The sequence below is a fragment of the Nisaea sp. genome (assembly GCF_040217065.1).
Classification (GTDB): domain Bacteria; phylum Pseudomonadota; class Alphaproteobacteria; order Thalassobaculales; family Thalassobaculaceae; genus Nisaea.
Window position 1 is genome coordinate 539910 of the sequence record NZ_JAVJNX010000008.1, and the last position, 12763, is coordinate 552672.

The 12763-nt window shown below is 61.1% G+C and carries 13 protein-coding genes; 5 read left to right on the forward strand and 8 right to left on the reverse strand.

Annotation, left to right across the window (positions count from 1 at the left end):
* The first annotated feature begins 32 nt into the window (after nucleotides 1-32).
* Complete coding sequence (locus RH950_RS11665; RefSeq protein WP_350056882.1) at nucleotides 33-1250, forward strand: winged helix-turn-helix domain-containing protein; 1218 nt, start codon at nucleotides 33-35, stop codon at nucleotides 1248-1250.
* Here the strand turns inward: RH950_RS11665 and RH950_RS11670 are convergent.
* On the reverse strand, nucleotides 1247-2164 hold the full coding sequence (locus RH950_RS11670) for a LysR family transcriptional regulator (RefSeq protein ID WP_350056884.1): 918 nt from the start codon (nucleotides 2162-2164) through the stop codon (nucleotides 1247-1249). The genes RH950_RS11665 and RH950_RS11670 overlap by 4 nt on opposite strands.
* Nucleotides 2165-2302: 138 nt before the next feature.
* Here RH950_RS11670 and RH950_RS11675 point away from each other — a divergent pair, with 138 nt between their 5' ends.
* The 4 genes from RH950_RS11675 to RH950_RS11690 all read left to right on the forward strand — a co-directional run bounded on the left by RH950_RS11675 (nucleotide 2303) and on the right by RH950_RS11690 (nucleotide 5957).
* Nucleotides 2303-2761: a (2Fe-2S)-binding protein gene (locus RH950_RS11675; protein WP_350056886.1), complete on the forward strand. Its 459-nt coding sequence runs from the start codon at nucleotides 2303-2305 to the stop codon at nucleotides 2759-2761.
* A 3-nt stretch (nucleotides 2762-2764) separates the two neighbouring features.
* Nucleotides 2765-4972, forward strand: coding sequence for a xanthine dehydrogenase family protein molybdopterin-binding subunit (locus RH950_RS11680; protein WP_350056888.1), 2208 nt, complete (start codon nucleotides 2765-2767; stop codon nucleotides 4970-4972).
* Nucleotides 4973-5125: 153 nt separating this feature from the next.
* Complete coding sequence (locus RH950_RS11685) at nucleotides 5126-5596, forward strand: MOSC domain-containing protein (protein WP_350056890.1); 471 nt, start codon at nucleotides 5126-5128, stop codon at nucleotides 5594-5596.
* Nucleotides 5597-5606: 10 nt separating this feature from the next.
* Nucleotides 5607-5957 (forward strand): VOC family protein, encoded by a 351-nt coding sequence (locus RH950_RS11690; RefSeq protein ID WP_350056892.1) that lies wholly within the window; start codon nucleotides 5607-5609, stop codon nucleotides 5955-5957.
* A gap of 8 nt (nucleotides 5958-5965) precedes the next feature.
* On the opposite strand, the gene RH950_RS11695 is transcribed toward RH950_RS11690, so the two are convergent.
* The 7 genes from RH950_RS11695 to RH950_RS11725 all read right to left on the reverse strand — a co-directional run bounded on the left by RH950_RS11695 (nucleotide 5966) and on the right by RH950_RS11725 (nucleotide 12657).
* The gene (locus RH950_RS11695) at nucleotides 5966-6697 is read right to left on the reverse strand and encodes a proteasome-type protease (protein ID WP_350056894.1); all 732 of its coding nucleotides are present in this window, start codon (nucleotides 6695-6697) and stop codon (nucleotides 5966-5968) included.
* A 26-nt stretch (nucleotides 6698-6723) separates the two neighbouring features.
* Nucleotides 6724-7521 (reverse strand): transglutaminase family protein, encoded by a 798-nt coding sequence (locus RH950_RS11700; protein WP_350056896.1) that lies wholly within the window; start codon nucleotides 7519-7521, stop codon nucleotides 6724-6726.
* Between the two features lie 2 nt (nucleotides 7522-7523).
* Nucleotides 7524-8465: an alpha-E domain-containing protein gene (locus RH950_RS11705; RefSeq protein WP_350056898.1), complete on the reverse strand. Its 942-nt coding sequence runs from the start codon at nucleotides 8463-8465 to the stop codon at nucleotides 7524-7526.
* On the reverse strand, nucleotides 8465-9892 hold the full coding sequence (locus RH950_RS11710) for a circularly permuted type 2 ATP-grasp protein (protein ID WP_350056900.1): 1428 nt from the start codon (nucleotides 9890-9892) through the stop codon (nucleotides 8465-8467). Before RH950_RS11710 ends, RH950_RS11705 begins: the two co-directional genes overlap by 1 nt.
* A 161-nt stretch (nucleotides 9893-10053) precedes the next feature.
* A complete protein-coding gene (locus RH950_RS11715) occupies nucleotides 10054-10608 on the reverse strand; it encodes a response regulator (RefSeq protein ID WP_350056901.1) in 555 nt (184 codons plus the stop codon).
* Nucleotides 10609-10794: 186 nt separating this feature from the next.
* The gene (locus RH950_RS11720) at nucleotides 10795-11637 is read right to left on the reverse strand and encodes a ferredoxin--NADP reductase (protein WP_502889763.1); all 843 of its coding nucleotides are present in this window, start codon (nucleotides 11635-11637) and stop codon (nucleotides 10795-10797) included.
* 198 nt (nucleotides 11638-11835) lie between these two features.
* Nucleotides 11836-12657 carry a phosphoadenylyl-sulfate reductase gene (locus RH950_RS11725; protein WP_350056903.1) on the reverse strand — a complete coding sequence of 274 codons (822 nt, stop codon included), beginning with the start codon at nucleotides 12655-12657 and terminating at the stop codon, nucleotides 11836-11838.
* Between the last annotated feature and the right edge of the window lie 106 nt (nucleotides 12658-12763).

The window sequence follows — 12763 nt, forward strand, 5'->3', positions numbered from 1 at the left end:
TCCGGCAGTCCCGTTCGGAAGAAGCATAGCTCATGGCCGATATCATACCCAATCGCGACGCACGTCGCCTCTTTCTCCAGCTGCACGCGCTGTCCGATTCCCCGGGCCGCCCGTTCCGGCGGAAGGATCTGCCTGCGCTGATCCATCGCATCGGTTTCGTGCAGGTGGACAGCATCCGCACTGTGGAGCGGGCCCACCATCACATCCTGTTTTCCCGGGCGACTGCCTACAAGCCGGAGTGGCTGCACCACCATATCGAGCGGGAAAGGACCCTGTTCGAGAACTGGACGCATGATGCCTCGGTGATCCCCGTCGAGTTCTACCGCTACTGGAAGCCGAAATTCGCCCGGACGCGCGAACGGTTGATGAGCCGGGACTGGTGGCGCGAACGGCTCGGAGAGGATTATGAGGAAACCTGCGCCCGGATTCGCGCTCATATCATCGAGAACGGCCCGGTCCGCTCCCGCGATCTGACCGAAGGCGAGAGCCATCACGATGGCAGCGACCAGAACAAGGCCTGGTGGGGCTGGAAGCCGTCGAAATCCGCGCTCGAACATCTCTGGCGTACGGGAGAGCTGGCGGTCTCCGCCCGTGAAGGTTTCCAGAAGGTCTATGACATCGCCTCCAACGTGGTGCCGGTGGAGCATTTCACCCCGGTTGTGCATGACGAGGAATTCATCGACTGGGCCTGCCGGTCCGCGTTGCAGCGGCTCGGTTTCGCGACACCGGGGGAGCTTGCGGCCTATTGGGCCGCGATCTCTCCGGCGGAGGCGAAAGCCTGGGCCGAACGGCAGACCGCCGAGGTGGCAATCCCGGTCGAGGTGGAGAATGCGGACGGTAGTCTGCGCCAGCATCTTGCCCGTCCCGATGCGCTTGACCTGATGGCCACGCCATCGACGCCACCGGGCCGTATCCGATTCCTCAGCCCGTTCGACCCGGCGCTGCGCGATCGCAAGCGTCTGCAACGCCTGTTCGGCTACGACTACCGGATCGAGGTCTTCGTCCCCGAGGCGCAGCGGGAATACGGGTACTACGTCTTCCCTATTCTGGAGGGCGACCGGCTGGTCGGACGGATCGACATGAAGGCGGACCGGCCGGGTGGCGTGCTTCGGGTGCGCAAGCATTGGCTTGAACCGCGCTTCAGCCTCACGGCCCAGCGCAAGACCCGGATGGAGGCGGAGCTGGTCCGTTGGCTGAAATATCTCGGGCTGGACCGGGCCGAAGGAGACGGGTTCGACGCCGTGCTCTAGTCTGTCGTGGCATGGTCCCGGCGCCTCAGGACGGTTTTTGCAGTGTCGATGAAGGCGCGCAGCTTCGGGTTGTTACCGGCCCGCTCAGGGAAATAGAGAAACAGGCCGGTCTCTTCGACAGAGGCTTCGGGAAGCAGCTCGACGAGCCTGCCGTCGGCGAGTTCATCGGCGATCCAGGGCTCAAAGATATAGATGATGCCGAGCCCTTCGAGCGCGAAATCGAGGCCGATTGTCAGGTCGTTCAGAACGAGATTTCCCTTGGACGGAACCCGCACTTCGCCGGACCCGGATTCCAGCTCCCAGTCATACATGCCCCCCGAGGAATTCCGGTAGGACATGCAATTGTGGTTCGCGAGATCTTCGATCGATGCCGGTTTGCCGTATCGCTCGATATAGGACGGCGATGCCGCGACGATGGTCCGGAAGGGCGGTTTCAACCGGAAGACCTTCATGTCCTGCTCGATGGAGCCGCCAAGCCGAATGCCCGCATCGAATCCTTCGGCGACGATATCCACCAGCCTCTTGTCGACGGCGATCTCGATCCTGAGATCGGGATAGCGCGGCAGCATTTCCTTCACGACCGGCGTTACCACCATGGGAACGAACGGCTGCGCGACTGTCAGGCGTAACAGCCTGGAAACCTGTCCCTGGGCGGATTTTAGCCGCTCAAGTGCTTCCTCGATGCCGGTAATGGATGGTCCGGTGGTATCGACGAGCAATTGCCCCCAATCGGTAAGAGATACGCTGCGCGTTGTCCGGGCGAACAGCGGCAGACCAAGCCGGTCTTCGACAAAGCGCACCGAATGGCTCACCGCGGAGGCACTCATGCCGAGCTCCTTGGCGGCAGCGGCGAAGCCACCGCGCCGGGCAACGGCAAGGACAACGGGAAGGTGGGCGAGGAGGTCTCTTTGCATTGCTGAATAATATTGCACAATCCATGCGGTTCAAGGGCCGGTGTCAAAATCGGCGAAGGCACCCATCTCTATCCCAACGGCGACGAAAGCGGCGCGGGGATGCGTCGGCGAGCTTTCGCGCGTGTGGGAGAGCTGAAAATGATCACACTTAATCTGAACGGTACCGAGCATCAGCTTGATGCCGACGCGGATACCCCGTTGCTATGGGCGATCCGTGACCATGCCGGTCTGACCGGAACGAAATTCGGTTGCGGTCTGGCGCAATGCGGGGCGTGCACCGTGCATGTGGATGGCGAGCCGGTACGCTCCTGCCAGACATTCCTTGGCGATATCGAAGGGGCGAAGGTCACCACAATTGAGGGCATCTCCGGCAAGGTTGCCCAGACCGTGCAGACTGTCTGGGCGGAGCTGGACGTGCCGCAATGCGGCTATTGCCAGTCCGGGCAGATCATGTCCGCCGCCGCGCTGCTGGCGGAAACGCCGAAGCCGACGGATGACGATATCGACGCGGCGATGAGCGGCAATCTCTGCCGTTGCGCCACCTACCAACGCATTCGCGCCGCGATCCATGTCGCCGCCGACCGTCTGGAGGCCTGATCGATGCTGTTCGATAAACTCAACGCACTTGCCGAGCGCGTGAAGACCGAGCCGGTTTCCCGCCGCGGCTTTCTGCTGTCCACCGCCGCCACCTCGGCGGGCCTGGCCATCGGGTACCGGCCGCTGGCCGGTCTCGCGGCAACGGAGCCGTCCAAACAGGGCGGTGATCTCGCCGCCTATATTGCGATTTCCGAAGACAATACGGTCACCATCTATTCTTCCCAGTTCGATATGGGACAGGGTTCCTATCACGGCATCGCCACGCTGGTTCTGGAAGAACTGGGCGCGGACTGGAGCCAGGTGAAGGTCGAGGGCGCGTCCGGCAATGTCACCCATTACGGCAATGTCATGTGGGGCGGCGGGTTTCAGGGCTCCGGCGGCTCCACCTCGATGGCGTCTTCCTGGGACCGGTACCGCAAGGCCGGTGCTGCCGCACGGATGATGCTGGTTGAGGCGGCCGCGCAGGAATGGAGCGTTCCGGCTTCTGAAATCACCGTCAGCAAGGGCGTCATTGCCCATGGCGCTTCCGGCAAATCCTCCGGCTTTGGCACTTTCGCAAAAGCGGCGTCAAATCTGACGATTCCGGAGACGATCGCGCTGAAAGACCGGTCCGAATGGACGGAGATCGGCAATCCGGCGCTGAAGCGTTTCGACCGGGTTGGCAAGACCAAGGGCGAGCAGGATTTCACCATCGACGTGAAGCTGCCCGGCATGCTGACCGCGGTGATGATTCACCCGCCGAAATTCGGCGCGACGGTTGCCAGTTTCGATGCGGATGAAGCCAAGGCGCTGAAAGGCGTCACCGATGTGGTAGCCATCGATCGCGGTATTGCGGTGGTGGCGACCGATATGTGGTCTGCCCTGAAGGGGCGCGACCTTGTCACCGTGGAGTGGGACGAAAGCAAGGCGGAGACACGCGGATCGGAGCAGATCATGGCTGAATATCATGCTCTGGCCACCAAGAAACCGACGGCAATTGCCCGGACGGATGGCGAGCCGGAAGCGGCCCTTGCCTCTGCCGCGAAGGTACTGGAAGCGACCTATGAGTTTCCGTATCTCGCCCACGCCGCCATGGAGCCGCTGAACGCGGCAGTTCATATGAATGCGGATGGCGTCCTGGAAATCTGGGGCGGTCACCAGATGCCGGATCTGTACCAGCAGATGGCCGCCAAGGCCGCCGGTTTGGATCCGTCAAAGGTACGCATGCACATCATGAAGACCGGCGGCGGTTTCGGCCGGCGGGCAACGCCGGATGCGGATGTGATCCTCGAAGCGGTCACTATCGGCAAGGCGATCGGCTGGAAAGCGCCGGTGAAGGTGCAATGGACTCGTGAGAATGATACGCGGGGCGGACGTTATCGTCCGGCCTATGTCCACCACTTGCGTGCCGGGATCGACACGGACGGCAAGCTGGTTGCCTGGGACAATCATATTGTCGGCCAGTCCATCGTTGCCGGCGGTCCCTTCGCCGGGCTGATCAAGGACGGCGTCGATGTCACCTCGGTCGAAGGCTCCTCCACCCTGCCATACGCCATCCCCAATCTTGGCGTTGGGCTGACCACCACGGATGTGGGGGTTCCGGTGCTCTGGTGGCGGTCGGTGGGGTCGACCCACACGGCCTATGCGACTGAAATGTTCCTCGACGAGGTGATCGCCGAGATCGGTGCGGATCAGGTGCAGTTCCGTCTCGACCTGCTGCAGGACCACCCGCGCCATGCGGGCGTTCTGAAACTGGCGGCGGAAAAGGCCGATTGGGGCAAACCGCTGCCGGAGGGGCACCACTGGGGTGTGGCCGTGCATGAGAGCTTCAGCTCCTACGTTGCCGAGTTGGCCGAAGTCTCGGTCGAGGATGGCGATGTGATCGTGCACCGGGTCGTGGCTGCCGTGGATGTCGGCACGCCGATCAATCCGGATGTCATCAGGGCGCAGGTCGAAGGTGGTGTCGGGTTCGGGCTGGGCTCGGTCCTGCAGGAAGAACTGACGCTGACGGACGGCGCGGTGGATCAGGGCAACTACGATACCTATCTGCCGCTCCGCATCGACCGGATGCCGAATGTCGAGGTGCATATCGTGCCGAGCACGGAACGCCCGACCGGTATCGGCGAGCCCGGCGTGCCACCTATCGGCCCGGCCATCGGCAACGCGGTGTTCCGTGCCACGGGCCAGCGGGTGCGCACCCTGCCGTTCGACAAGGGCTTCAAGTCGGCCTGATCGCGTACAGGATCTGAACAAAACGAACCGCCGCCCGGCAACGGGCGGCGGTTTTTTATGCATTCTTTTAGGTCGTCCCGGCTCGGTGGCCGGGATGACGGCTGAGGGTGATTTCATGCTAACGTTCCCCTGATGCAAAGAGGGAGCATGTGCATGTCCTGGAAAGGCCGTCTCGACCACATTCATATCTGCGCCAAGGGCGCCGATGCGATGACCGAACTGCAAGAAGCAATACTTGTCGCCGGGAAGGGTATCGAAGGGGATCGCTATTTCCTCGGCACCGGAACCTATTCGGACAAACCGGCGCCCGACCGTCAGGTCACCCTGATCGAAAGCGAGACCCTCGCGGCGCTGGCCCGGGATCACAATATGGAACTCACACCCTTGGAAAGCCGCCGCAATCTTACGGTCACCGGCGTGCCGCTCAATCATCTGGTCGGGAAGCGTTTCAAGGTTGGCGAGGTCGTGCTTTATGGCGGCCGGCTGAACACGCCCTGCCAATACCTGGATGACCTGCTCGGCAAGAAGCTGTTCAAGCTGCTGCTGAACCGCTCCGGTCTCAATTGCGAGATCGTCGAAGGTGGTGTGATCCGGCCGGGTGACCGCATAGAGTGGATGGAGTGAGGAGAGGGGCATGACCGTCAAGCGGATCGTTGCAAACCTCGAGGTTCCCGACGTGGCCGCGACTGCGCGTTTCTACCGTGAGCTGTTCGATCTTGAGCTGAAGATGGATCTCGGCTGGATCGCCACTCTCGGCTCGGAGGAGCATATGAGTGTGCAATTCAGCCTGATGCGGGAAGGCGGCTCGGGCGCGCCGGTCCCTGACATCTCCGTCGAGGTGGATGACCTCGACGGGATGCTGGAAAAGGTGAGGGCCGCCGATTACGAGATCGAGTATGGTCCAGCGGATGAGCCATGGGGCGTCCGCCGGTTCTATCTTCGTGATCCCGAAGGACGGCTAGTGAATGTGCTGACGCATCTCTGAGAGGGTTTTCAGAAATGAAAGTCCGGCAGTGCATTGAAGGCGTTTTTCAGGGCGTCGCCCCAGCCTTGTGAAATTGCCAGATAGTAAGGGTCGTCCGCGGTGATCCGATGCTCATGGCCGACCTCGAAGCTGTCTTCCTTGTAGGTCATCAGATCCAGCGGCATGCCGACGGACAGATTGGCCTTTATGGTCGAGTCGAAGGACACGAGCAGGAGCTTGACGGCTTGCTCGTCGGTCATTGAGGGCTCGAAGGCGCGCAGGATGATGGGGCGGCCGTATTTGGTCTCGCCGATCTGGAAGAATGGGGTATCCGCTGTCGCCTCCAGGAAGTTGCCTTCCGGATAGATCAGGAAAAGCCGGGTACCGCCGCCGCGGATCTGGCCGCCGAGCATGATTGTCGCATCGAAGGTGGAATCCGCGCGTTCTCCAGTCGGGGATGCCGTCCGGATGATGTCGCGCAGTAAGGTGCCGACCTGGCGCGCCACATCGAACATGGACGGCGCTTCCAGAATCGAGGGGTTCCGGTCTTCCGGTGCCTTCGTCCGCTCGTCGATCATGCTCACCACGGTCTGGGTGGTGGCGAGATTGCCGGCGGTCATCAGGGTAATCACCCGTTCACCGGGTACCGACCAGGTGAACAGCTTCTTGAACTGGGAGATGTTGTCGACACCCGAATTGGTGCGGGTGTCAGACATGAACACGAGACCCTTCTCCAGCCGAAGGCCGACGCAGTAGGTCATTCTTTGAGTGTGCTCCGAACGTGCTTTTATTGTTGTTCCACCTGCAGGCTGACGGTCAGAGATTCGGCGCTGCCGCCGAGCCGCATCCCGGATACAGGTGACGCTTCCTTATAATCCAAACCGCAGGCGACACGAACATATCGTTCATCCGGCGAGATCACATTTGATATGTCGAAACCGACCCAGCCGATATCGGGGACAAAAACCTCCGCCCAGGCATGCGCGGCTTCCTGATCGATCCGGTCGTCCATCAAGAGATACCCGCTGACATAGCGGGCCGGGAAACCGATCGACCGGGCCGCGGCGATGAAGATGTGGGTGTGGTCCTGGCAGACGCCGTGACCGGCCTTCAGGGCTTCTTCGGCGGTGGTTGTCACCTCGGTGCGGCCGGTCTCATAGGCAACCCGGCTGCGAACCAGCTCGGACAACTTATGCATCCGCACGATGTCGGGATCCTCACCAAGACCGGCCATGAGTTTGCGCAATTCGGGGCCCATCGTGGTGGCCGGCGTTTCCCGCCGGTAATACCAAAGCGGCGCCCGCTGCTGCTCCATGCCCAGAATACCCTGGGTCGGATGAGTGTCGATCTCGCCTTCGCAATGAATGGACATTTCTGTCCGGGCGGGTTCGATGCTGCTGAGGATCACATGGTTGCCATGCTGATCCGTGAAGCTCAGCTCCTCGGTGGCGCCGTCCAGCGTCATCTGCCAGTGCGCGACTGTCTGCATCGGCGACGAAAGCGGCGTCTTGCGGAGCTGCTGGAGCGCGAACGGTACGGGCGCATCGTAGTGATAGCTCGTCTTGTAGGAGATCCTGATGCGCATATTCAGCTATAAAATCTGTAATCTTGTTCGATTTGACTGCTGAGCTGTCCCGTGTCCTGAATGAATCCCTTCAGGAATTCGTGCAGCCCAGCTTGCAGGATAGAGTCTATCGGGCGACTGTCCAGTTTCGCGAACATTTCGCTCGCCTGATCGTAGCTTGGCTTTTGTGTGCCGTACCGCTTCGTCAGCTGACCCAGATTCGCCACAATCTCCTGCATGGAATGAGCGATCGAGCGCGGCATCGACTGGTCGAGGATTAGGAAATCCGCGATGCTCGTCGGATTGATGTCTTCGCCATTCAGCCAGCGATAGGACCGGTTTGCCGAAACGGACCGGAGAATCGTCTCCCATTGCACATTGTCGAGGGACGATCCGATATGCGACAGCGACGGCAGCAGGACGTAATATTTGACATCCAGAATGCGGGCCGTGTTGTCGGCGCGTTCAAGGAAGGTTCCCAGTCTTGCGAAATTGTAGATATCGTTCCGCAACATGGTGCCGACCAGCGTGCCGCGCACCAGTGTGCTCTGCTGCTTGATGGTGGCGAGCACGGAAGGCAGGTCGCGCTCCCGGATCGGCCGCTGCAGTATCTGGCCCAGAACCATCCAGCATTCGTTGGTTGCCTCCCAGACCTCGCGGGTCAGCGCCGTGCGCACGAGCCGGGCGTTGGTGCGGGCCTGTTCGACCACGAAACGCACGCTCGACCCATTGTCCATGTCCCGTAACAGGTAATCGACGACATTGGGCGCGGTATAGGCATCATGCCGGGCGGCAAAACCTTCCGCCACGCCGGCAGTCGCAATGACCGACTGCCATTCGCTCGTGGCGGCGCTGGACCGGGTGAGAGCGATCCGGAAGCCCGCTTCGAGCAGGCGCGCGAGATTCTCGCTACGTTCCAGGTAACGGAACATCCAGTAGAGGCCGCCTGCGGATTTCCCGAGCATCAGTCCTCCAGTACCCAGGTGTCCTTGGTCCCGCCGCCCTGGCTCGAATTCACCACGAGTGAGCCTTTCTTCAGGGCGACACGGGTGAGGCCGCCGGGCGTGATGTCGATCCGGTCCGGCGAGACCAGAACGAACGGGCGGAGATCGACATGGCGCGGCGCCAGGCCGGCCTTGGTCAGGATCGGTACCGTCGAGAGCGCCAGTGTCGGCTGCGCGATGTAGTTGCTCGGCTTCGCCTTCAGCAGTTTCCTGAAGCGGGCAAGCTCGCGCTTGCTGGCGGCCGGACCGATCAGCATGCCGTAACCGCCGGAACCGTGGACTTCCTTGACGACCAGTTCTTCGAGATTATCCAGCACGTAGGCGAGGGAGTCCGCTTCACTGCAGCGCCAGGTCTGCACGTTCTTCAGGATCGGCGCTTCGCCGGTATAGAACTCGACGATCTCCGGCATATAGGAATAGACCGCCTTGTCGTCGGCGACGCCGGTGCCCGGCGCGTTCGCGATGGTGATGCCGCCGGACCGGTAGACGTCAAGAATTCCGGGAACGCCGAGCATGGAGTCGGGGTTGAAATTCATCGGGTCGAGATACTCGTCGTCAACCCGGCGATAGATCACGTCGATCGGCTCGTAACCGCGGGTCGTCCGCATCGCCACGCGGCCGTCGACCACGCGCAGGTCATGCCCTTCAACCAGTTCCGCCCCCATCTGGTCGGCGAGAAAGGAATGTTCGAAATAGGCGGAATTGTGGATCCCGGGTGTCAGCACCGCGATCGTCGGCCGGCCGGTACAGGCGTTCGGCGCCGAGCGGGCGAGGGTGCGCCGCAGGTTCTTCGGGTAGTCGCCAACATTCTGCACCGGCACCCGGGAGAACAGCTCCGGGAACATCTGCATCATGGTTTCCCGGTTCTCCAGCATGTAGGAGACGCCGGAGGGGGTGCGGGCATTGTCCTCGAGGACGAAGAAGTCATTATCGTCCGTGCGCACCAGATCGATACCGACGATATGGGTGTAGACACCGCCTGGCGGATCGACACCGATCATTTTCGGCTCGAAAGCGCTGTTCTCGGAAATCAAACGTTCCGGGATGCGTCCTGCCCTGATGATTTCCTGCTGGTGATAGAGATCATACAGGAATGCGTTGATGGCCCGGACCCGCTGCTCGATACCACGGGCCAGCCGTGACCATTCACGGGCGGACAGAATGCGGGGAACGACGTCGAACGGGATCAGCCGTTCGGTGTTCTCCGTGTCGCCATAGACATTGAACGTTATTCCGGTGCGGCGGAAAAAGGTCTCCGCCTCGGCCGACTTCCTGAGCAACTGGCCCGGGTCCTCTGAATTGACCCAGTCATAATACTCGCCATACGGCTGGCGGATTTCTCCGCCATCACCGAACATCTCGTCGTAATCGTTGTTGCGTGCTCCCATTGTCCGAAATTAGAGCAATTTATCTGGGTATTTCGCAAGTGCGAAGATTCTCGGCGCCTGACATAAGCCTGAGAATCCGCATCAGGTTTCGTTCTCCGGACTGCGACCGCGTTTCCGCTGGTGCGAGAATGAAGGCGGTATCTGTCCGGGAACGGGATCCCCTACGTTGTTGCGTTCAGATATTCGGTGATTTCCGAACTCACCACATCCATCAGCATGGACCGGGTGATCTGCGACTTCAGAATGTACCGATTGATATTGGCGTTTTCTCTGGATTCTCTCTCAGAAAGCATGCCGGGCTGGCCGGTGCGGAGAACGATCCGGATATCATTCTGGCCGAGAGTTTCGCGGATGTAGTGCGCGAGTTTGAAACCGGCATCCGGTGTTTCCATCACCACATCAAGCAGGATGAGCGCGATGCCATCGCATTTTCTCAGGACGTCAATTGCTTCGGAACCGGAATAGGCGTGGTGAAAATGCACGGGACGACCGAGCAAAACTTCTCCGCCGAGCGCGAACAGTGTCGACTGGTGCACATCCGCATCGTCGTCGACGATCAGAATCCGCCATGGCATCTGGTCCGTCTTGTCCGGACCGACACCGTCGTCAGAATCCTCTTCAATAAAGAACAGGGTGTCGTCGTCTTCGTCGACGTTATCTGCGAATGGTCTGTGCGACCCCATGCCTACCCCGAACAGTTCACATTCCTTGGTCATACCGTCACCCGGATGCTTGAGGAATTGACGCTTTCATAACGTGGTTCCGCTTCCTGAGCGGACAAGAGGATTTTACAGTTCTAGTGTTAAGCCGAGCTTAATGGGACGCAGAAATCGCGCTGAATCAAACCCAAGATTGTCGCAGAAATTTATCTCGAGTTATTTCGAAGGCGGGCTGTAATGCTGTCAGCCGACGAACGCCCGCTCGACCACGAACTCTGCCGGTTTGTTGTTCGCGCCTTCGTTCAGGCCGGCTTTCTCGCAGAGCGCCTTGACGTCCTTCAGCATTGCCATGGAGCCGCAGATCATGCCCCGGTCCGTTTCCGGATTGAGCGGCGGCACACCGAGATCCTCGTACAGCTTTCCGCTTTTCATCAGATCCGTGATGCGGCCCATCTTCGGACTCTCTTCGCGGGTTGTGGTGGAGTAGAGCGTAAGTTGAGCCTGGGCGAGTTCGCCGAAGACCTCGTCTGCTTTCAGGGAAGCCACCAGCTCCTTGCCGTAATCCAGCTCGGCAACGTCCCGGCAGGTATGGGTCAGGATCAGCTGGTCGAATTTCTCATAGGTCTCCGGATCGCGGATCACGGAGGCGAATGGCGCGATGCCGGTGCCGGTGGAGAACATGTAGAGCCGCTTGCCCGGGGTCAGCGCATCATTGACCAGCGTGCCGGTCGGCTTCTTGCGCATCAGCACGGTGTCGCCCGGCTGGATCCTCTGAAGGTGCTCGGTAAGCGGGCCGTCCGGAACCTTGATCGAGTAGAATTCGAGATTCTCGTCCCAGGACGGGCTGGCAATGGAATAGGCCCGGTAGACCGGCTTTTCCGCGTTCGGCAGGCCGATCATGACGAATTCGCCGGAGCGGAAGCGGAAGCTCTGGGGCCGGGTCATGCGGAAGCGGAACAGGCGATCCGTGTAATGCTGCACTTCGGTCACGGTTTCCGCGAAAACCCCGTCAGGAACGGGAAAGCCGCCGGTGCCGCGCTCTTCGGCGCTGGCGGGAGCCGCCGCGTGACTGTCCATCATGTTCATTTACCTGCTCACCTGTTGCGAGGGCCGGCTGGTACCGGTACCGCCGGTCATGATCTGGCGGTCTGAATTCTGTCGGCCCGTTGATAAGGACAGCGACCGCCGTTTTCTAGCGTTGGCGGTCGCCGGGATCAATCTTTCCATGCAGGGTGTGACCCACGGATGGTGCCGTTGCATGGCTCCGATAGGGTTGAAAGCGGGTCAGGCGGCTGCCTGATCCTGGTTGCTTCGGTTCTGCTGCTCGCCGCGGCTCGCCGAGCCGTCGGCATTGAAGTGAATGCCGCATTCGGTCTTGCCGGACTGTGCCCAGCGGCCCGAGCGGACATCGCTCCCGGCAGCGGCGGTATCGGTACAGGGCGCGCAGCCGATGGATCGGTATCCCTGTGCCTGCAAAGGATGACGCGGCAGGTCGCGAACCGTGAATTCCGCATCGATCCGGGACGCGTCCCAGTCCGCGAGAGGGTTCAGGCGGATGCGCTCGCCGAACTGCTCGATCATCTCGATCTCCGAGCGCAGGCCGCCATGGGCGCGTTTGCGGCCGGTAATGATCAGCCCGAACGGCTGCATGGCCTGGCGCATCGGCAGCACCTTGCGCAGGTGGCAGCAGGCATCTGGATCGCTCTGCCAGAGCGTGCCGTCCCGGTCCTGGCGCCGAATCAGCGCCGTCGACGGGGTGGCGTTGCGGATATCTGTCAGGCCCAGCCGGGCCGCCAGCTGGTCCCGATAGCGCAGGGTTTCCTCGAAATGCTTACCGGTATCGATGAAAATCACCGGCAGGTCTTTGTTCACCGCGGCGACGATATCCAGCAGCACGGCGGATTCCGTGCCGAAGGAGGCGATCACCGCGCTGCGGCCGGGAAATTCCTCTTCTGTCAGGGCGGCGAGCATGTCCTGCTCGCTCAAGGTTCCGTAGTCTTCGGTCAGCCGCCGGTGCAGGGCCGCCGCTTCTTCTTCGCTCTGATCCCAGGCCCGGTGATACCTGCTCGTATGGTCCTCGTGTATCCGTTCGATTGCTTGCGCCATGCTCGTTCTATCCTTCCAGCGTCGCTCGCAGGCGTGCCTCAGCGATAGGGCATGACTGCCCGTTAACGGAAATCATCCGTCTGTTTCATCGCTCAGGTTATGCAAG